The organism is Telluria beijingensis, from assembly GCF_030770395.1.
Taxonomy (GTDB): domain Bacteria; phylum Pseudomonadota; class Gammaproteobacteria; order Burkholderiales; family Burkholderiaceae_D; genus Telluria; species Telluria beijingensis.
Genome location: NZ_CP132480.1, coordinates 1718666 through 1739369, shown reverse-complemented (window position 1 = coordinate 1739369; position 20704 = coordinate 1718666). Strand labels below are relative to the sequence as shown.

At 68.0% G+C, this 20704-nt stretch carries 17 protein-coding genes; 2 read left to right on the top strand and 15 right to left on the bottom strand.

Translation table 11 applies throughout. The features are described 5' to 3' along the window. The first annotated feature begins 42 nt into the window (after positions 1-42). Positions 43-669: a response regulator transcription factor gene (locus Q9246_RS07730; RefSeq protein ID WP_306396713.1), complete on the top strand. Its 627-nt coding sequence runs from the start codon at positions 43-45 to the stop codon at positions 667-669. Positions 670-818: 149 nt separating this feature from the next. On the opposite strand, the gene Q9246_RS07725 is transcribed toward Q9246_RS07730, so the two are convergent. The 14 genes from Q9246_RS07725 to Q9246_RS07660 all read right to left on the bottom strand — a co-directional run bounded on the left by Q9246_RS07725 (position 819) and on the right by Q9246_RS07660 (position 17498). After that, a complete protein-coding gene (locus tag Q9246_RS07725; protein WP_306396712.1) occupies positions 819-1418 on the bottom strand; it encodes a hypothetical protein in 600 nt (199 codons plus the stop codon). A gap of 3 nt (positions 1419-1421) precedes the next feature. Continuing rightward, on the bottom strand, positions 1422-2066 hold the full coding sequence (locus Q9246_RS07720) for an SCO family protein (protein ID WP_306396711.1): 645 nt from the start codon (positions 2064-2066) through the stop codon (positions 1422-1424). Next, positions 2044-2643: a c-type cytochrome gene (locus Q9246_RS07715; protein ID WP_306396709.1), complete on the bottom strand. Its 600-nt coding sequence runs from the start codon at positions 2641-2643 to the stop codon at positions 2044-2046. Before Q9246_RS07715 ends, Q9246_RS07720 begins: the two co-directional genes overlap by 23 nt. Continuing rightward, entirely contained in the window at positions 2640-3242 is a 603-nt protein-coding gene (locus Q9246_RS07710) for a cbb3-type cytochrome c oxidase subunit II (protein ID WP_306396707.1), read from the bottom strand. The genes Q9246_RS07715 and Q9246_RS07710 overlap by 4 nt, the downstream gene beginning before the upstream one ends. A gap of 9 nt (positions 3243-3251) precedes the next feature. Beyond that, a complete protein-coding gene (locus Q9246_RS07705) occupies positions 3252-4922 on the bottom strand; it encodes a cbb3-type cytochrome c oxidase subunit I (RefSeq protein ID WP_306396705.1) in 1671 nt (556 codons plus the stop codon). A 150-nt stretch (positions 4923-5072) separates the two neighbouring features. After that, on the bottom strand, positions 5073-7811 hold the full coding sequence (locus Q9246_RS07700; protein WP_306396703.1) for an aminotransferase class I/II-fold pyridoxal phosphate-dependent enzyme: 2739 nt from the start codon (positions 7809-7811) through the stop codon (positions 5073-5075). Positions 7812-7939: 128 nt separating this feature from the next. Beyond that, positions 7940-8803 carry a PEP-CTERM sorting domain-containing protein gene (locus Q9246_RS07695; protein ID WP_306396702.1) on the bottom strand — a complete coding sequence of 288 codons (864 nt, stop codon included), beginning with the start codon at positions 8801-8803 and terminating at the stop codon, positions 7940-7942. 163 nt (positions 8804-8966) lie between these two features. Further along, complete coding sequence (gene rlmD / locus Q9246_RS07690) at positions 8967-10358, bottom strand: 23S rRNA (uracil(1939)-C(5))-methyltransferase RlmD (protein WP_306396700.1); 1392 nt, start codon at positions 10356-10358, stop codon at positions 8967-8969. Positions 10359-10513: 155 nt separating this feature from the next. Continuing rightward, entirely contained in the window at positions 10514-11533 is a 1020-nt protein-coding gene (gene rpoS, locus Q9246_RS07685; RefSeq protein WP_306396698.1) for an RNA polymerase sigma factor RpoS, read from the bottom strand. Positions 11534-11540: 7 nt separating this feature from the next. After that, the gene (locus Q9246_RS07680) at positions 11541-12413 is read right to left on the bottom strand and encodes a peptidoglycan DD-metalloendopeptidase family protein (RefSeq protein ID WP_306396696.1); all 873 of its coding nucleotides are present in this window, start codon (positions 12411-12413) and stop codon (positions 11541-11543) included. Positions 12414-12465: 52 nt separating this feature from the next. Further along, positions 12466-13356 (bottom strand): protein-L-isoaspartate(D-aspartate) O-methyltransferase, encoded by an 891-nt coding sequence (locus Q9246_RS07675; protein WP_306396695.1) that lies wholly within the window; start codon positions 13354-13356, stop codon positions 12466-12468. Then, positions 13353-14102: a 5'/3'-nucleotidase SurE gene (surE, locus tag Q9246_RS07670; RefSeq protein WP_306396693.1), complete on the bottom strand. Its 750-nt coding sequence runs from the start codon at positions 14100-14102 to the stop codon at positions 13353-13355. Before surE ends, Q9246_RS07675 begins: the two co-directional genes overlap by 4 nt. A 271-nt stretch (positions 14103-14373) precedes the next feature. After that, on the bottom strand, positions 14374-16881 hold the full coding sequence (locus Q9246_RS07665) for a tetratricopeptide repeat protein (RefSeq protein ID WP_306396691.1): 2508 nt from the start codon (positions 16879-16881) through the stop codon (positions 14374-14376). Between the two features lie 8 nt (positions 16882-16889). Then, positions 16890-17498: a toll/interleukin-1 receptor domain-containing protein gene (locus Q9246_RS07660; protein WP_306396689.1), complete on the bottom strand. Its 609-nt coding sequence runs from the start codon at positions 17496-17498 to the stop codon at positions 16890-16892. A 168-nt stretch (positions 17499-17666) separates the two neighbouring features. On the opposite strand from Q9246_RS07660, the gene Q9246_RS07655 reads away from it, so the two are divergent. Beyond that, on the top strand, positions 17667-18641 hold the full coding sequence (locus Q9246_RS07655) for an NADPH:quinone oxidoreductase family protein (RefSeq protein WP_306396687.1): 975 nt from the start codon (positions 17667-17669) through the stop codon (positions 18639-18641). A gap of 15 nt (positions 18642-18656) precedes the next feature. On the opposite strand, the gene Q9246_RS07650 is transcribed toward Q9246_RS07655, so the two are convergent. After that, positions 18657-20672 (bottom strand): DNA repair helicase YoaA, encoded by a 2016-nt coding sequence (locus Q9246_RS07650; protein WP_306396685.1) that lies wholly within the window; start codon positions 20670-20672, stop codon positions 18657-18659. Positions 20673-20704 lie beyond the last annotated feature (32 nt).

The following is a 20704-nucleotide window of genomic DNA, read 5'->3' as shown; positions in this document are numbered from 1 at the left end:
GAACGGGTAGCAAGCCCGACGCTGCTAAATCAGGAGTACACCATGCCTACCATTCCATCCGCCGTTCATATCATCCACACCGATCCGGTGATGACCGCCGGCCTGCACGCCATCCTCGCCGACCGCCCCGAACTGCGCGTCAGCACCCACCTGAGCCAGCCCGAGGCGCGGCAGGTGGCGCGGGTTTTGGTCGCCGACTACGATACCGGCCTGGCGCTGGCGCGCCAGCCGGAACACGGCGGCCTGCGCCGGCCCAGCGTCCTGATCGTCACCCAGCTCGACAAGGAGTGGGAAGTGCGCATCGCGATGGACGCGGGCGTGCACGGCTACGTGCTGCAATCGTGCAGCCAGGACGAGCTGCTCAAGGCGGTCGCCTCGCTGGCCCAGGGCCAGCGCTACCTGAGCGAATCCGTCACGCGCAGCGTGGCCGATAGCCTGAGCCGCGAAAACCTCACCGGCCGCGAGACCGACGTGCTGCAACTGCTGGCCGAGGGCTGCTGCAACAAGTCGATCGCCCGCAAGCTGGGCATCGGGGTCGGCACCGTCAAGACCCACGTGAAGGGCGTGATGAGCAAGCTCGACGCGACCGCGCGCACCCATGCCGTCGTGGTGGCGACGCAACGCGGCCTGATCCGTCCGGGCAGCGGCATCCGCACTACTTATAATTGAGCGCATGGCGCCGCAGATACCAATGGCCTGCAGCCCCAGGTAGGTCATTCCCGCGCAGGCGGTAATCCAAGGTTGCGTGCCGCACCACATACGTCGAAGTTCGCGGCTGACCGACGGGCTTGGATTCCCGCCTGCGCGGGAATGACGTGCTAACGTGACGGCCGATCCGGTCCATTCGACCCCTCCGGCGGATCCGCGAAATGCCGTGCATTGACGACGCACCAGGCCACCCCCAGCACCAGCGCCAGGATCACGAGCGCGGTGCCGGTGACGGTCTGGTCGTCCAGCAGGTAGGCGTTGCATAGACGCTGGGGCAGTTCCCGGTACAGCATGCCGGCAATCGCCATCATGGCGCAGATATTGGCCACAAAGAATAGCTGGACCACCACATGGGCCCGGCGCAGGGCGCCCGGCAGGGCGGCGCCGAGCAGCAGCAGGCTGGCGAATTTGGCGCCGGCGGCAAGCGGCTCGAACAGCGCCTGTTCCAGCGCCCGCGGAATCATCCAGTAGGTAGTGACGAAGGCGGCCGCGACGAAGGTCGCCAGCCCTTGCCCATCCCAGCGCGCCAGCCCGGCCGGCAGGCGTAGCCATGGCCGCAACAGGACGCCGCAGATCACCAGCAGCGGCAGTTGCACCAGCATATGGCCCAGCATCGATGCTTCCAGCGGCGCGCGGGTGAGCATTAGCGCACCCAGCAGGACCGGGCCGCTCCAGCGCCCCAGGCGATCGTGCAGGCGGGGCATCCGCATCGGCTACGTGCCTTGTGCGGCGCGCGCCAGCGCGTCGTCGAGCGCCGTTCCGGGCTCGGTATAGTCGAGGATGCGCACCAGGCGGCCGCCGCGGTCGACCACGTGGAAGGCGGCATTGTGCTCGAATTCACCCAGCGGCGCCGGCACCACGACCACGCCGAAGGCATCGAGCAGGCGCCGCCGCTCGTTATCGTCGGGAACCCCGTACAGCCGCCATACCGCGGGGTCGGTCTTCATCATGCGCCCGTACCGGCCCAGCGCCCGGGCATCGTCGCGCGGGTCGAAGCTGATCGTCACCAGGCGCACCCGCTTGGCCGCGCCGCGCGCGCGGATCTGGTCCTGCATCTGCTGCAGCTCGCTGCCGACCACGCGGCAGATCGACTGGCAGCGTGCGTAGATGAAGGTGACCAGGGTGATACGGCCGTCGCGCCGCAGTTCGTCGGCCAGGGGGCCGGTGGCGCCGTCGGCGCCGCTCAGGGTCGCCGGCGGCAGCCGCAGCGGACGTTCGGCGACCTCGAGGCGGCGCGCGGCCTCGGTCGAAATCGCGCGAAAACCGCTGCTGCCGTAGTACAGGGCGCCGCTGCCGGCCAGGGCGATGGCCAGCACGGCGAGCGCGGTGGCGCGGCTACTTGAAGGTGGCGAGTTCATCGTCGCCATTCCACGGCGCCGTGCGCGCGCTGCTGGCGCTGCGGGCTTCAAGCACCAGCTTGGCGTCGACCGGCTTCCCGCGGTTGCCGAACTGGCTACGGATATGGGTCAGCAGGGCGGCCATCTCGGCGTCGTCCAGCTTGTCCTTGAAGGGCGGCATCATGCCGTTATAGGCGGCGCCTTTCACCGTCAGCGTGCCGCTCACGCCGTGCAGCACGATCTGCGCCAGGCGCGCCGGATCCCCGGTCACCCATTCGGATTCCGCCAGCGGCGGGAACACGCCGGGCAGCCCCGAGCCGCTGGCCTGGTGGCAGGCCACGCACTGGGCGTTGTAGATCTGGGCGCCGTCGACTTTCGCGCCCGGCGCCGGTCCCTGCAGGGTGGACAGGGTGCGGTGGTCGCCGAAGGCGGCGTCGTCGTTGCTTTGCGTGATGTAGATGTAGCCGATGCCCCAGGCCACCAGGCCGAACACGACCGCCAGCAGCGGCTTGGGAAAGGGCCGCTCGCCCTCGGTCGGGTCGGGATTCTCGCGCCGCTGCGCGCGTTCGTGGTCGTGGTCGCGGTAATGTTCGCTCATTTGCGTTCCCTCTGCGTGCCCAAGGTCTCGACCGCCGGATAGGTGCGGTCCAGGCTGATCAGGTAAGCCACCAGGTCGAGCGCTTCCTGGCGCGCCACCACCACCTTGCCGGCCGGCGTATAGCCGCGCGGCAGCGTGACCACGCGATCCCCCTGGTCCGCCTTGTCCTTGACCTCGAACAGGTAGGGATAGGCCGGCATGATGGAGCCGGCGACATACGCCCGCGGCTGGTACATATGGCCCAGGTGCCAGTCGACGCTGGGCTGGCGCGCGCCGATGTTGAACAGGTCGGGCCCGGTGCGCATGGTGCCCAGCAGGTGCGGCTTGTCATGGAAATAATCGGCCGCCACCGAGGCCCGGCCCCAGCCGCGCTTGTCGTCTGGCGCCTGGATCGGGTCGCGCGGCTGCTGCGAGTGGCAGTAGATGCAGCCGTTGGCGATGTACACCTGGCGTCCGCGCAGCTCGGCCGAGCTGTACGGCTTGAGTCCCGGCGGCGGTTCGCCGTCCTTCAGCTGCATGTGGGGCACCACCACCAGCGCCGATGTGGCCAGCGCCAGCGTCACCATCGCGCCGCCCAGCAGTTTGAGTTCGTCTTGCATGGTTTTCCTTCAGGCGGCCGTCGGGGTGGCGGCGCTATTCACGAATTTGTCGACCGGTTCGTTCAGCAGCGCCGCGCCTTCGCGCGCCACGCCGCGGCGGGTCGCCATCAGCACGAAGTGGATCGCGAACACCAGGTGGCCGAGGGCCATGATGCCGCCGCCCACCGAGCGGCTCTTGAGCCAGGGGATGGTCACGTTGACCGAATCCATGAATGGACGCGCCGCATCCAGCATGGCCAGGCCCTGCAGCCAGCCGCCGATCGACAGGCCGACGAAATAGATGCCGAAACCGACCACCACCAGCCAGAAGTGCAGCGAGATCAGGTTCGGGTAGGGCCACTCCCAGTCCATCACGCGCGGCATCACGAAATAGACGGCGCCGAACATCACCAGCGTGAAGAATCCGTACAGGCCGAGATGGGCGTGGGCCACGGTGAAGTGGGTGAAGTGGGCGATCGTGTTCACGCTGCGCAGCGCTTCGATGGAGCCCTGGATCGAACTGAGGGTGTACATCATCCCGCCCAGCACGATGAAGCGCAGCGTGGGCGAGTGCCACAGGCGGTCGAAGTGGCCCTTCATGGTCAGGTGCTGGTTGATCGAAAACGCCAGCACCGGCACGATCATCATCACGCTCTGCACGATCGACAGCGTGATCAGCCAGCCCGGCACCGGGCCGCCGATCAGGTGGTGGCCGCCGACCTGGCCGTAGAAGAAGGCCAGCGACCAGAAGCCCACCAGCGACAGGTTGTACGACTGGATCGGGCGTCCGATGATCTTCGGCAGAAAGTAATACACGCAGGCCAGCGCCATCGGCGTGTAGAACAGGCCCAGCACGTTGTGGCCGAACCACCAGTTCATGGCCGCCTGCTGCACGCCGAAGTGCATGGCCGGCAGGTTCCCGACCAGGAACAGGGTAGGGAACCAGAACAGCGCGGCGCCCATGTACCAGACCGACACGTACAGGTGGTGCACCTTGCGCGCCTGCAGCGTGTAGACCAGCGGCAGGCCGACCAGCGCGCCGCCCAGCACGAACAGGATGTCGACCTGCCACGGGATCTCGAGCCACTCCATGCCGTCGCTGATGCCCACCGCGATGCAGCCCAGGCCCGCGATCAGGCCCGCATTCCACACCATGGCGCCGGCGATCGCGTAGCGCGCGCCGACCAGCGGCGTCTTGAGCAGGCGCGGCAGCAGCCACATGGCCAGTCCCAGCGCCGCCATCGGCGCCCAGCCATAGGCCACCGCGTTGAGGTGGATGGTGCGCATGCGCCCGAAGGTGAGCCAGGCCTGGTTCACCAGCAGGTCGGGCTCGTGCAGCTTGATGGAGCTGAGCAGGCCGGCGGCGGTCGCGACCAGCAGCCAGACCACGGCGCAGCTGAGGAACAGGAAGGTCACCAGCGCGCTCGAACGGTCGGCCTCGACGCGCGCCTGCAATTCCTCGTTCAACTGCCGCGCCTCGTCTGCGGACAGCGGCGGGGCGGCGTCGCGCGCCACCTGGGCGGCGGCCTGGCCCGGGGTGGCGGCGGGGTCGTCGCTGCGCCCGATCTCGCCATGCGAGAAGATGGTGCGGGCCGCGGCGGGGCTGGCCTCGAACAGGCGGTTGCGCAGCGACCAGATGAAGATCGCCAACCCCGTCACCGAGAGGATGAACGAGGACAGCAGGATGGTCATGGTATTCATGGCGGGTCCGGGCGAAGGAGATCGACCCGGGCGCGGTCGCGCGGGTCGTAAAAAGATGCCTTCAAGATACGAATTGGGACGGCCCGCGGCAATACGGCTTAGGGTAGAGCGCGCAACCGCGGCGGCTGCGCTACGCTCGCGCGCTCTGTATTACGATGCGTCCAAGGCTTGCGCCACGCGCCGCGCCAGTTCTTCCGCCTGTGCGCTGCCGGCGACATTGGTGAAGTTGAGCAGGAGCGCGCTGCGGCTGGGCGCGCCGGCGTGGAAGTCGGCCAGCGCCAGCGGCGCCAGGCCGTGCTCGCGCAGGCGCGCGGCGAGCAGGCGGTCGGCGCCGGGAGAGACTTCGGCCACCAGGTGCAGGCCGCCGGCCTGGGGCAGGATCGTCGCCCGTTCGCCGAAGGCGGGGGCCAGCGCGCGCGCCGTGATCTCGCGCCGCTCGGCGTACAGGCGGCGCATGGCCTGGACGTGGCGCACGAAGTGGCCGTCCTGCATGAACTCGCACAGGATGGCCTGGGTGAGCGCCGGGCAGCCGTTGCTGAGCAGGCTGGCCGCGTCCTCGAAGCGCTCGACCAGTTCGGGCGGCACCACCACGTAGGACAGGCGCAGCGCCGGGAACATCACCTTGCTGAAGCTGCCGCAGTAGATCACGCGGCCGCCGCGGTCCATGCTGGCCAGGGCCGGCAGCGGGCGCCCGCTGTGGCGGAACTCGCCGTCGTAGTCGTCCTCGACGATCCAGGCGTCGTGGGCGCCGGCCCAGTCGAGCAGCTGCTGGCGCCGCGCCGGCGGCATGCTCATCGTGAGCGGGCACTGGTGGCCCGGCGTGACCACCGCCATGCACGCGCCCGGCGCCAGCAGCGCGGCGCGCGCCACGTCCAGGCCATGCTCGTCGACCGGCGCCGGGCGCGGCACGTAGCCCAGGCCCGCCAGCAGGTGGCGCGTGGGCGGAAAGCCCGGTTCCTCGGTCCACACCATGTCGCCCGGCGCCAGCAGCGCATGCGCGACCAGGCCCAGGGCGTCGCGGTAGCCGGCGCTGACGAACACCTGGCACGGCATGCAGTCGATCCCGCGCGAGAGCTTGAGGTAGCTGGCGATCGCGGTGCGCAGGGCCGGCGCGCCGAAGCTCGATTCCTTCAGCAGGTGGCGCGTCTGCAGCGAACGCGCGGTGCGCGCCGCCATGCGCGCCCACACCTTGCGCGGAAACGCATCCAGCGCCGGCAATCCCATCTGGAACGGCAGCGGCGCGACGGCGCCGCCGACGTCCAGCGGCAGCGGCCGCGCGCGCGGCGCCACCTTGGCGCGCGCCGGGGCGCCGCGCGCCAGCGCGGCGCCGGCGGCGGCCCGGAGCGCCGCGCGCCGCGCCGGCGAGTGCAGCAGCTCCAGCGTCAGGGCGACGAATTGTTCAGGCGTAGCCACGCACGCTTCCTCCAGCCCGGCGCCGCGCAGGATCGCCGAATCGGCCGCGGCAGCCATCTCGTCGCTGTCCAGGCACACGACCGGGATACCGAGCGCCAGCGCATCCATGGTGGTGTTGGTGCCGCCGAACGGGAAGCTCTGCAGCACCACGGCGGAGCGGCCGAGATTGGCCATGTAGTCGCGGTATGACGCATTCGGCTGGACGATCGCGTCCGGGAACAGTGCCAATAATTTCCGACGCAAGGCAAGCAGGCCGGCGCCGGCAACGCTCGGAAAGAACTGCAGGCGGGTGCCAGGTGGCGCGCCGCGCACCACGGCTTGCAGGGCCGCGATGAACGGCGGCGACAGTTTCATCGCGGCCGCATTGATGGAGACGACAAGGCCATCTTCCGGGTCGCCTGCTGCGCCGTCGCCCCAGCCGCCGGGCGGCGGCGCCGGCAGCGGCTGGCGGTCGTAGGGCAGCAAGGGGCCGGCATGCGGATCCGGCGCCAGCACCAACCCGCTGTAGACCATCGTGCCGTCGATGGCGTCGCTGCACGACGGCGCGGGGTGCCCGATCGACATCAGTTGCAACGGCGCAAGCCGCAGCAGCGATAGCACAAACGTCCAATAGGTCATGCCGACGCTGGGGTACAGCACGATGTCGGGCTGCGTGGCCGCCACCGTGGCCGCGAGACGCGCCACGTCGCGCTCCTGGCGCGGGAAATACACCTGGCGATGGCTGAATTGGGCATGCTCGGGGCAGCGGCTGGGCTCCTCGGCGACCAGCGTCACCTCGTAGCGCGATGTCAGCCCCTCCAGCAATTCAGCATAGCAGCGGAACATCGCATGCTGCGGATAGACCAGCTCGCCGACAATGGTCAGCCGTGGGGAACCTGGTGCCCGCTCGACCGCGGCCGGCGGCGGCGCGCCCGCGATGTGGGCAGCCTGGCGCACGATCGCACGCTTGAAGTCATGGCGTTGCGGATCGGCGAGGTAGCTGACGTGGAAAGCGGAGTAGCGCAGCTGCTCCAGGAAGAATGGCGGCATCGGCACCGGATCGACCGTCGTCAACCAGTGACCGACGGCGCCGGCAACCGAGGTGCGCGCGGCATCCAGCGGGCGGCAGTCGAGCACGCAGATCGCGGCCAGCCGCGCCAGCATCGGCTGGCAGGCATTCCAGCGCTGCAGGGATTCAGCGGACACCAGGGACGGATCGGCGAGCGCCGCCAGCTTGGCCTGTTTCCAGTCGGGCAGGCAGCCCGGCTCGGCGAGGCCATGGGCGTCGAGCGCCAGCACACCGCTCACGAAGGCCGCGAACGGCACGCCGGCCGCCTCGACAAGCAGGCGCAGCGGATGGCGTGCGGCCAGCACGCGCACGATGCCGGGCGCATCGCGCACTGGCGCTTCGGCCACCCAGCGCGCCAGCAGCGGCAGCAGCTGCGGCGCTGCCAGCGCTTCCTGGTCCAGGTCGGCCCTTTCCCAGGGAGCATTCAATAAAACATCGAACAACTGTCGATGAAACGTTTCTCGCCCCGCGACCAGCCTGGCCGCGAGAATGGCGTCGATACCCGGATGTGGCAAACCTGTCTCCCGATGGCCGGCGCGGGGCGGAAATCGCCGGCTTATTGCTTGGCGCTACGGCGACGCATACTGTAGCCGAGGCCACCCAGTGCCGCAAGCATCAGCATGACCGTCGACGGCTCCGGCACTTCGGCTGCGATCTCGGTAACATCGAGGTCGATCTGTGCGCCCGTCAGGTACAGGTCGCCGGCGATGTCCAGGCCGAAGTCCAGGTACTTGTTGTTCAGCAGCTGGTCGATGATCGACTGGTTGGTGGTGGAGCCGCTGATGTCGAAGTTGCCGGTCCAGTCCGAGGTATTGGTCGTGGTCTGGGTCTTGACGTTATCGGTATAGAAATTCCAGGTACCGGTCTGCCATGCGCACTCGTTACCAAAAACGCCGAGGCCGCACTGTTCGTATCCGTTATCGCTCTTGTTCTCGCTATATACCGGAGTCCGGCCAGCCGAGGTCGTGTTCTTGGTCGACTCGGTCAGCTTCGTCGAGCCGCTACCGACATTCACGCCAGCCAGCGACAGGCTCACGCTCTCCTTTTTGCCGAGGCCGGTGACGGTCTCGAAACTGGTGGCGTTGCGGCTGAAGTACTTGGTGTTGACCTTGTAGCCGAGATCACCCATGGCATGACCGTCCGGAGCGCTCTTCGTATAGTTTCCAGCCTGGTAATCGGTGACCGACGGAGCGCCATAGCTGATGGCGTCGTCGTTGTCGGCGAAGCTGAACGAGAACGACAAGCTATTGATTTTGTAATTACCCTTCAGGACTTCCGATGCGTCGAACCTGCCATTTTGAATGGAATTGCTCAGCAGACCGTCGAGCGAAGCATTGAGGGTGATCGGTGCGGCGACGACAGGAGCCGAGAGGGTGCAGGCGATGGCAGCGATGGCAAGGGCGATGCGGGTAGCTTTCATGTATTTCTCTCCAAGATAACTATTAAGGACGGATTACATATAAGCAATGATCATGCCATGGATGCAAGTGGCTGTTTTTACATGAATTTTTATTTCCAGAAATCTTAATGTAAAGAAATCCGACAAAAATTGCTATAATTTTTGCCGTACATCAATATCTAACTCATCGATTAAGGCTAGTCAGGGCAGTAGCGGCGGGATCCGCTACCGGTTTCGCACCGAGCTCGAACACCCCGACCGACTCGACATGCGAGGTATGTGGGAACATATTTACCACACCCGCCTTTTTCATCGCATAACCCGCCTTGTGCACCAGAATGCCGGCGTCGCGCGCCAGCGTCGACGGGCTGCACGAGACGTAGACGATGCGTTGCGGCATCAGTTCCTCATGCGTCTCGCGCAGTTCGGCCAGCGCCAGGGCCAGCGCCATCGCGCCGTCGCGCGGCGGGTCGATCAGCATGCGGTCGAACTTGCCCAGCGCCACCAGGTCGTCCTTGGTGACCTCGAACAGGTTGCGGGTCGAGAACGAGGTCTTGTCCGCAAGGCCATTGGCCCTGGCATTTTCCAGCGCGCGTGTGGTGAGCGCCGTGCTGCCTTCGATGCCCACCACTTCGCGCGCCTGGGTCGCCAGCGGCAGGGTGAAGTTGCCCAGGCCACAGAACAAGTCGGCCACGCGATCTTGCGGCTGCACCTCGAGCAGGCGCAGCGCCTTGGCCACCAGCACGCGGTTGATGTGGTGGTTCACCTGGGTGAAATCGGTCGGCTTGAACGGCATGCGGATGCCGAACTCGGGCAGCGTGTAGTACAGTTCCTTGCCAAGCGGGTAGAACGGATAGGCCGTGTCCGGCCCCTTCGGCTGCAGCCACCACTGGATGCCCCACTGGTCGGCGAAGGCCTTCACCAGGGTCTCGTCGTTGGCGGTGAGCGGCGCCATGATGCGCAGCACCAGCACCGTGGTCTCTTCGCCGATCGCCACCTCGATCTGCGGCATCTGGTTGTAGATCGACAGGCTGCCGACCAGTTCGCGCAGCGGCACCAGCAGGCGCGCGACGTGGTCGGGCAGGATCTCGCAGGTGGTGATGTCGGCCACGTAGGACGAGGCGCGCTCGTGGAAGCCGACCAGCACCCCGCCCTTCTTCGCCACGTGGCGCACCGACAGGCGCGCGCGGTAGCGGTAGTCCCAGGTCGGGCCATACATCGGGCGCATGATCATCTCGGCCTTCACTTTGCCGAGGTGCCACAGGTTGTCTTCCAGCACGCGGCCCTTCATCGCCACCTGGGCGCTTGGCTCCAGGTGCTGCATCGAGCAGCCGCCGCAGTAGCCGAAATGCTGGCACTTCGGCTCGACCCGCATCGACGAGGCGCGCTGCAGGGTGACCATGCGGCCCGATTCCCAGTTCTTCTTCTTGCGCAGCGTTTCGAAGCTGACGCGCTCGCCCGGCAGCGCGCCTTCGACGAAGATCACCTTGCCCGGCGAACCGTCCTCGTTCTCGAGGTGGCCAACGCCGCGCCCGTCCATGTCGAGGGATTTGATGTCGATGAAGATTTCTTGCATGGTGATGAAGTAGTGGAATAAGGCCGGGCGTCTGCCTGGCCGGCGGCGCTGGCAGCATGGGCCGCGCAGATGAAAAGTGGCTGAAATGGGGGCAGTTCAGGCCCGGCGGGCATGATAGCAAGGAAACGAAGTGGGCGCTACCGGACGGCTTGCCGTCATAGCAAGGAATCGCGCACCACGCCGCGCGCCGCCATCGCGCGCTTGAGCTTGACCAGCGCCTCCTGCTGGATCTGGCGCACCCGCTCGCGCGTCACGCCCATCTCCTCGGCCAGGGTTTCCAGGGTGGCCGGATCGTCGTTGTCGAGGCCGAAGCGGCGGGTGACGACCAGGCGCTGCTTGTCCGGCAGCCGGGTCAGCCAGTCGCGCACCAGCACCGCGACTTCCTGCTGCTCGGCGTGGGCGTCGGGACTGCCTTCGCCCTCGTCGGGCAGCATGTCCATCAGGCTCGATTGCGGATCGTTGTCGAGCGGCGCGTCGAGCGAGGTCGCGTGCTCGGACAGGGTCAATATGTCTTGCACTTCCTCGACCGGGCGCCCGACCAGGCTGGCGATGTCCTCGCTCGAGGCTTCCTTGCCGTCGTGCTTTTGCGCCTCGAGGTGGTACTTGGCGCGCAGCACGCCATTCAGTTCGCGCACCATGTGCACCGGCAGGCGCACGGTGCGCGCCTGGTTCATGATGGCGCGCTCGATGCTCTGGCGGATCCACCAGGTGGCATAGGTCGAGAAGCGAAAGCCCCGCTCGGGCTCGAACTTGTCGATGGCGCGCATCAGGCCGATATTGCCCTCCTCGATCAGGTCGAGCAGGACCACGCCGCGGTTGATGTAGTGCTTGGCGATCGAGACGACCAGGCGCAGGTTATGCTCGATCATCTTCTGGCGCGCGTCGAAGTCGCCCGCCTTGGCCAGCGTGGCGAAATGCACTTCTTCGGCGGCGGTGAGCAGCGCCCGGGCGCCGATCTGGTTCAGGTAGTGCTGGGTGGTATCGGTTGCAAGTTCGGCCTGCAAGACCTTGCGCAATTCGTCGACCGTCTCGGCGCCGGCACTGGCGCCGTTGGCCAGGACATCCTCGCCATCGGCCCCGTCGCCACGGCTTGCCGCATGCACGCGCTCGCTTTCCGGTTCATCCGGAAACTCGTCCGTCTCTTCCTGGTCCAGCGAGTGCGGCGGCTGCGTCATACCGTTCCTAACGAACGGGCAAGAACCTCGTCGGGTCGACCGGCTTGCCCTGCTGACGAATCTCGAAGTGCAACTTGACCAGGTCGGCGTCGGAGTCGCCCATTTCGGCGATCACCTGGCCACGGGTCACATTGTCGCCTTCCTTGACCACGATCTTGCGATTGTGGGCGTAGGCCGACAACAGGCTGTTGCTGTGCTTGACGATGACGAGATTACCATAACCGCGGATGCCGCTGCCAGCATACATTACCTTGCCGGAGCTGGCCGCGACAACCGGCTGCCCCAGCTTGCCGGCAATATCCAGGCCCTTGTTGCGGCCATCGTCGAAGGTGGCGATGACGCGGCCTTCGGACGGCCACATCCAGCTCAGGCGCGCTTCGTCGCCGGCGGCAGGCACGGGAGCGGGTGGCGTGGCCGGGGCGGTGGTGGCCGGCGCCGGCGTGGTGGTGGTGGCCACCTTGCCGTCGGTGTAAGGGGTCTTGTCGGCGCGCGGCTCGGTCTTGCGCGGCACATTGGCCGGCGGCGGCATCGGCACCGGCTGGGTCTGCACGTTGGCGCTGCGTTCGCCCTGGGGCTGGGTCACGCGCAGAACCTGGCCGACCTTGATGTCGTCCGGATTGGCCAGGTTGTTCCAGGCCACCAGGTCGCGGTAGTTTTCACCGAAGTCCAGCGCGATGCGCAGCAGGGTGTCGCCCTTGCGCACGGTGTACATGCCGCGCTCGTCCTGCTTCGGCGCTTCTTCGACCTTGGCCGGGGCTGGCCGGGCTGGGGCGGCAACGACGGGACGCTCGACGACGGGCGCCTGGCGGGTGGTGGTGGAACAACCGGCCACGAGGCCGATGAGGATCGTCAGGAGGGCTAAACGCGGTGCTTGTGTCATTGGCATTCTTTAGTCTTATCGGCGTACGGCGGGCCTGGCGGCCCTATGGGTTTTAGATGATGCCCGGGCGCAGCGGCACGAAATGGCACGCTTCCAGCGTTTCGCTGGTCCACTCGGATTTGCCGGTGCGGGTAATGCGGTGCAGATGCTGCACCTGTGCACCGACCGGCGCCACGAGGTGCGCGCCGATGGCCAGCTGCTCGAGCAGGGCCCGCGGCACCTCGAGCCCGGCGGCGGCGAGGATGATGCCATCGAAAGGCGCAACCTGCGGCAAGCCTAGCATACCATCGCCGTACTGCAAACGCAGGTTCGATATCCGCAGCGGGCGCAGATTGGTCTTGGCAAGTTCGTGCAGGGACTTGATGCGCTCGATCGAGTACACCTCTTTCGCCACGAACGACAGGACCGCGGCCTGGTAGCCGCAGCCGGTGCCGATCTCGAGCACTTTCCCCAGCATGGCGCCGGGTCGCGCGGGTTTTCCTGCTGCGTCACGCGTGGCTTCGCGCATGGCTTCAATCATGCGGGCGACGATATAGGGCTGGGAAATCGTCTGGTTGTGGCCGATCGGCAGCGAGGCGTCGACATAGGCCTGGCCCGACAAGGCCGGTTCGATGAACAGGTGGCGCGGCACGGTCTCGAGCGCCGCCAGGACCTGCGGGTCGCTCACGCCCTGGCGCGCGACGCGGGCTACCATCGCGCGCCGCAGCGCCTCGGTCGCCGCCAGGTCGGAACGCTGGGCGGCCGGGGCGCTGCTGGTCACCTGGACGTAGCCGGGCGCGCGCGGCGCCGGGCCCGGGGACGGCGGCGTCCTGCCGCCGGTGTAGCTGGTGGCGTTGCGGGTGGCGGTCTGCGGCGTCGCGACCGGGGCCGGCGCGCCGGGCTTGCGCGCGCCGCCCGTCACCGACGACAGCGGCAGCGGAAAGTTCGGACGCGGGTCCTTCATGCCAGCCCTCCCGCCAGCAGCGCCAGCTGGGTCTTGTGGGTCAGGTCGATCTGCAGCGGCGTGATCGACACCCTGCCCTGCGACGTCGCGTGGAAGTCGGTGCCCTCGCCCGCGTCGCGGCAGGCGCCCGGCGCGCCGATCCAGAAGATCTCGCGGCCGCGCGGGTCCTGGGCCCGGATCACCGGCTCGGCCTGGTGGCGGCGCCCGAGCCGGGTCGGCGTCAGCGGGCCGATCTCGTCATACGGCAGGTTCGGGATGTTTACGTTCAGCAGGAAGGGCTTGGGCAGCATGTCGAAGCCGCCGGCGGCGAAGCGTTCGACGATGTCGCGCGCCACGCGGGCCGCCGAATCGACGTGGGCCCAACCGCCATGCACCTGCGAAAAGGCGATCGCCGGCAGGCCGAACAGGAAGGCTTCGGTAGCGGCGGCGACGGTACCCGAATACAGGGTGTCGTCGCCCATGTTCTGGCCATTATTGATGCCCGAAACGACCAGGTCGGGAGGCGCATCGGACATGCCGGTCAGGGCGATGTGCACGCAGTCTGTCGGCGTGCCATTGGTAAAGTAGAACCCGTTCGACGACTGGTAGACCGACAGCGGCCGGTCCAGCGTCAGCGAATTCGAGGCGCCCGAACGGTTGCTGTCGGGCGCGACGACGACGAGGTCGGCGATCGGCGCGAGCGCGTCCGCCAGCGCGGCAAGCCCGGGCGCCAGATAACCGTCGTCGTTGCTGATCAAGATTCGCATGGCGGAGATTTTACCCGAAGCAACGCTCGGTTCCACGTCCGCCAGCAGAAATTCGCATCCGGATTTCACGATCCGGGACAATCGATGGACGGCTTGATAACAGTGCTGCCGGCATGCGACATTGTCTGGCCAGACTGGCAAGCTCGTTTCGCAACAGAAAATGCAAGGTCGCCAATTTGCTTATCAGACCGTCAAGCGGGGGCTGGCCAGACGACGCGCCTGGCCAGCCCGCCCCCGGTCCGGTAAGCTGGCAAGCGGCCCCGCTCGCGTGTCAGCGCATTGCCATCGGATTGTCGCGCGCAGCCTCGATCAGGGCGCCTTCGAGCAGCGACACTTCGTCTTGCGTGAAGGATAGCAGCGCATCCTTGTCGCCCTCTTGCAGATAGACCTGCTTGATCATCGCCGCCCCGCGCCGCCGCAGCGGATGCGCGGCGCTGGGCCGCAGCACCGAGGTGCGCAGGCTGTCGGCCAGCGCCCTGGCCTCGCCCGGGCTGCTGCTGTCGATCAGGCTCTGCAACTGCGTCAGCTTGTGCCCCAGGTTGTCGGCGGCCTGGCCCTGTTCGGCGTGGTCGCGCGGCGCCGCCTGCCCATGCTGGATGCGCGAAGCATCGCCGTCCACCGCGGACGGCGATGGCATCCAGGCGCCGGTCGCGGCGACGCCTGGCGTCCGCATGGCGGCGAAGGCGGCGCCGCGTACCTCGCCGGCCTCGTCCCTGGCGCCGCGGTGCGCCGGCGCGTGGTCGACCTCGACCTCGACCTCGCGCAGGTGCTGGCGCAACTCGGCCACCTGTTCGCGCAGGCGCCGCGCGGCTTCGGCCTCGCCCTGCTGGCCCAGCGTCGAGGCCAGGCGCAACTGCATATTGAGGGTGTCGGGATGCCCCGCTCCCAGGTGCCGCTCGCGCGTGCGCGCCAGCGATTCCTGGATGCTGCGCACCGCCGCCAGGTCGCCCTGGGCGGCCAGGATCTCGGCCAGCGCCTCGCGCGCCGCCAGGGTGCCGGCGGCGTCCAGTCCATCATGCCGTTCGTGGGCCCGCAGCACCGATTCGAGCATGCGCCGCGCGTTGCCCAGCTCGCCGGTCTCGCCCAGCAGCAGCGCCAGCCGCTGGCCGCAGCGCAGCGTATCGGCGTGCGCGCTGCCCTGGCGGCGCCGGCGCGCATCGAGCACTCGCTCGTAGACGACGCGGGCGCGCTCGTACTCGCGCTGCTGCACCAGGCTGTGCGCCAGGTCTTCGAGGCAGTCGAGCGTGACCAGGTGCTCTGCGCCCAGCGCACGCTCGCAGCTCGCCACCACCTGCTCGTGCAGCGCCAGCGCCCGCTCGCCCTCGCCCAGCGCGGCCAATGCGCGCGCCAGCTGCGAGCGCGCCGCCAGTGTCTCGGGATCGTCCGGGCCGGCCTTGCGGCCGCAGGCCTGGACCAGCAGGTCGTAGTGGCGGCGCGCATCGTGCACGGCGCCGCTTTCGAGCAGCAGCGCGGCGAGCGCGCCGCGCGCCTGGCGGGTGGCTGGATGGTCGTCGCCGAGCAGGCGTTCGCGCAGGACCAGGGCTTCATCGAGACAGGCGCGCGCTTCGTCGCGGCGCCGCTCGCGCCGGCACAGCTGCCCCAGGCGGACGAGGTGTTCGGCCAGCGGCGGCGCGCCGATGTCGTCGCCGCTGGCCGCCGCACCCATCCTGCGCGCCTGCGCGACCGCCGCGCGCAGGCGGATTTCTGGCAGCGACTGCCAGGGGAAGCGGCCCGGCGCCAGCCATTCGGCCAGCAGCGCCGCATGGCGCGCCAGCGCGCGCCGGTCGCCGCTCGGGCCGGCGGTGGACAGGGCGTCGGCCAGCGCCAGCTGGTTTTCGTCGAACCAGCTGTCGAGATCGACGCGCGACCAGCCATAGCTGGCGCGCAGCAGGACTTCGAAGCGCGGCTGATAGCCAGGCAGGCCGTGGCGTGCGTCGCCGCGCCGCCAGCGCGCATGCGGATCGCTGCGCGCGCCGTCGGCCGTGCAGGCGAGCGGATAGAACAACAGCGGACGCTGTTCGTCTTCGTGCGTGCAGCGGTAGTCGAGCGCGCGCCGCAGCACGCCCTCGATGCCTTCGATGCTGCCCGGCGCCGGCGTGAACAGGCCCACCAGGCGGTCGGGCACCAGGCTCGAGCACACGCTGACGGCGGCCGAGCGGCCGGCGCCGACCGCCACCAGCACGTGGCCGAAGTGCTGCGCCAGGCGCGCCGCGAAGCGGCGGAACAGGCCCGGGCAGGCATCGAACAGGGCTGGATAGTCGAGCCGGCTGGCGCGTTCGGCATAGCTGCCGTCGAAGCGGCCCGCGCGCAGCAGATACAGCGGGCGACGGCCGTCGGCGCGCTCGATATATGCCTGCCAGCCGGCGGCGTCGATCACGCGCTCGGCCAGTTCGTCGCCGCGGCCCGCGGTGCTTTGCAGCCGGGCGCGGCAGGCCTCGAAGAAATCGAGCAGGCCGGGCCGGGCCTGCTCGCCCGCGTCGTCGTCTGGCTGGACGCTGGCGGGCGACGGCCACGGTACCAGCGACGGCGGCGGCGCGAGCGCGGGCATGGTTGCAGGCGCCGTCGCTTCATCGGCCGGCAACGCGAAATGGCGGTGCAGCGCCGGCGCCTCGAGATCCCAGTCGATCACGAGCACCGGCGCGGCATCGGGCCCATCGGCCAGTTGCAGCGCCAGCGCCGCCAGCACGGCATTGCGCGCCGCCCCCCCCTCGTACGCGTAGAAGCTCGTGACCGCGCCGGGTTGCGCCAGCGGCTGGAGCGGGAATCCTTGTTGGTCCATGTGGCTCCTCATTCTTTTGGAAAAGTCAGGTCTGGAACAGCGCGCCATTCGGGTGGGACAGCGGGAAGCACGAATTGGTTGCAGTCGTGGTCGGGTGGCGTATGCTTTTTTTGACATGCATAGTGGGCGGCGATCCGCTTGACCATCTTGTCGATGTCCGGCAAGAAGTCGGGATTCGACATCAGGTCGGCCGTGGCCATCGTGTAGTGCGAGAAGTCGACGTAGAAGCGCGCGTCGCCGATCTGCGGCGGCAGCGATTCGGGATGGCGCGTCATGACCACGGGGATGATCAGGCGGCTGGGCAGCGCATACCAGGTGCCGCGCTCGGCCTCGATCAGGCGCATGGCCTCGTACTCGCGCCGCGTGTAGGCGTGGGCCTCGTACTTGGGCGTGTAGATGAGGATCATGCAGACGCTCTCGCACATGGCGCGTGCGATCTTGCGGTCGAGATCGTCGCCGCCGCCCAGCTGCTCGGTATCGATAAATAATTCGTCTTCGTTGTCGAAGTAGGGTTCGAGATAGCAGCGCAGGGCGTCGGCCAGGGCCGACTTGAAGCGCTGCATGAGCGCGTGTCGGCCATGGGCATAACTGAAGAAACAACCGTAACGGATTGCCATGCTGGTCCTTGTGTGCCGGACGCCCACGGGCGCCCATATCCTCATGACTCTAACGCGCACGTCCCTGCCGGCTTTGCGGACGGACAAGCGGACTCCGACGATAGTCCCGACAATCCTCGTTCTTTCTTAAGGCATAATTCGCCCCGCCAATAAACATGTGGAGAAGACATGAAAGCCGTACGTTGCACCGCCTGGGGACCACCGGATAGCCTGGTGCTGGAAGACTTGCCCGACCTGGTCGCGGGTCCCGGCGAAGTCGTGGTCGATGTGAAAGCAGCCGGCGTGAATTTCCCCGACGTGTTGACGGTGCAGGGCAAGTACCAGGTGCGTCCTCCCCTGCCCTTCACGCCGGGCAACGAGTTCGCAGGCGTGGTGCGCGCGGTCGGCGCCGGCATCGACGCCTTCGCGCCCGGCCAGCGCGTGATCGGCTTCACCCGCACCGGCGCCTTCGCCGAGCAGGCCGTGGCGCCGGCCAGTGCCTTCTTGCCGATGCCGGACGGCATGGACTTCGACGTCGCCGCCGCGATCACGCTCACCTACGGCACCTCGTACCACGCGGTGGCCGACCGCGGCGCCCTGCAGGCGGGCGAAACGATGCTGGTGCTGGGCGCGGCCGGCGGCGTGGGCCTGGCGGCGATCGAGATCGGCAAGGCCCTGGGCGCGCGCGTGATCGCCGCCGCTTCCAGCGACGAGAAACTGGCCGTGTGCAAAGCGCACGGCGCCGACGTGCTGGTCAATTACGAACGTGAGGACTTGCGCGAAGCGCTGCGCGCCGCCACCGACGGGCGCGGCCCGGACGTCATCTACGACCCGGTCGGCGGCAAGTACAGCGAACCGGCGCTGCGCTCGATCGCCTGGCGCGGCCGCCACCTGGTGGTCGGCTTCGCGGCCGGCGAGATCCCGCGCCTGCCGTGGAACCTGATGCTGCTGAAGGGCGCCTCGGTGGTCGGCGTGTTCTGGGGCGACTTTACGCGCAAGGAACAAGAGGCGCACCTGGCGGCGATGAAACGCATCACCGGCTGGATCGCGGAGGGCAAGTTGAAACCCCTGGTCTCGCGGCGCTATCCGCTGGCCGACACCGCGCAGGCGTTGAACGACATGGCGGCGCGCCAGGTCGTCGGCAAGGTGATCATCGCGCCGTGAACGGGCGCGAAGGCATCAGGCCGCGCTCTCGTCCACCACTGCGACCGGCTGGAAGAACTGGATCACCTCTTCTTGCACCCGGGTGCGCTTGAACGACGGCAGGCTCTGCCAGATTCGGCGCCCGTAGGGCTTGGTGATGATGCGCGGATCGCAGATCATCAGCACGCCGCGGTCGTCGACGTCGCGGATCAGGCGGCCGGCGCCCTGCTTGAGGGTGATGATCGCCTCGGGCAACTGGTGGTGCATGAAGCCGTTCATGCCCTGCTTTTCCATCACCTCGATGCGCGCGGCCAGCACCGGATCGTCGGGCGGCGCGAATGGCAATTTATCGATGATCACCAGCGATAGGGCCTCGCCGCGCACGTCGACGCCTTCCCAGAAGCTCTGGCTGCCGACCAGCACCGCATTGCCGGCATTGCGGAAGGAATCGAGCAGTTCGGTACGCCCACGCTCGCCCTGCACGAACAGCGGGAAATCCCAGCCGCGTTCGGCGAATTCGGTGCGCAGGCGCTCGGCCACCTTGTTGACCGCGCGAATCGTCGTGCACAGGAAGAAGGTGCGGCCGCCCGCCGCCTCGATCACCGGCAAGGCGCAATCGACCACGGCGTCGGTGTACACCGCGGCTTGCGGTTCCGGCAGGCCGGTCGGCACGTACAGGATGCCCTGGTTCTGGTAGTCGAAGGGGCTGGGCCAGGTCTTGGCCGGCTCGCCGGTCAGGCCCAGCTGGTCGGAAAAATGCTTGAAGTCGTTCTTGACCGCCAGCGTGGCCGAGGTGAAGATCCAGCTGCGCGGCGTGCCTTCGCGCTGGTTGGTGAAGATCGGCGCGATCGACAGCGGCGTCTTGTGCAATTGCAGCGACGACGAGAACGCCTCGGCCCATAGCACCGCCTGCTCGTTGGCCGGCGCCTTGTGGTCCGGCTTCCAGCCATCGAAGGCGGCGGCCAGCTCGTGCGCACGCAGGCGGCACGCCTCGATCGTCTCGGCGCGCGCGGCGTTTTCTTCGAGCACCGTGATCATTCCGGCGATCTGTTCCTTGAGCGCTTCAAGTGCCGGGAAGAACTGCGAGGTCGGCATGATCTGCGGCAGCGACAGGCGCAGGTTGCCGTCGCCGAAGGACAGGCGCAGGTCGCGCGCCGCCTTCTCGACCACGGTCACCACCTTGGCCCAGTCCGGGCCGCCGCGCGCATGGGCCAAGCCCTCGGCCAGCACGTCGCGGCACAGTTCGAGCACCTGCGAGGTCGACACCGACTGGCCGAAGAACAGGGTCGCGACGTCGGGCAACTGGTGCGCCTCGTCGAAGATGATGGTATTGGCCGACGGCAGCAGCTCGGCCACGCCGGTATCCTTCAACGCCACGTCGGCGAAGAACAGGTGGTGGTTGACCACCACCACATCGGCCTGCTGCGCCTCGCGGCGCGCCTTCATCACGAAGCAGTCCTGGTAATACTGGCACTCGGCGCCCATGCAGGTGTCGCGGGTCGAGGTGACCAGGTTCCAGACGGTGGCGGTCTCGGGCACCTTGGCGAGTTCGGCCTTGTCGCCCGAGTTCGTCATCTTGATGAAGCGCGAGATCTCGCGCAGGTGGCCGACGTCGTCGCGCGAAGTCAGGCGGCCGTTCTGCAGGGTACGCTCGAGGTGGAAATGGCAGACGTAGTTCGAGCGGCCCTTGAGCAGGGCCACCGAGACCGGCGCGCGCAGGGCGGCGCGCACGGTCGGGATATCGCGCAGGAACAGTTGGTCTTGCAGGTTCTTGGTGCCGGTCGAGACGATGGTCTTGCCGCCCCACAGCAGCGCCGGCACCAGGTAGGCGAAGGTCTTGCCCGTGCCCGTGCCGGCCTCGGCCATGAGGACTTGCTGGTCGGCGATGGCCTGGGCGACGGCCTTGGCCATTTCGGTCTGGGACTGGCGCGGCTTGAAGGTGCCGACGGCGGGCGCGAGCGGGCCGCCCGCGCCGAACAGGCGGTCGATGTCGGCATCGTACTTGCCCGCGGGCGCCTGGGAGGCCGGAGATTCGGGTAGGTGGTCGGTCAAAATACGTGTTTCTGTTGTGCCTGCGTGCAAGT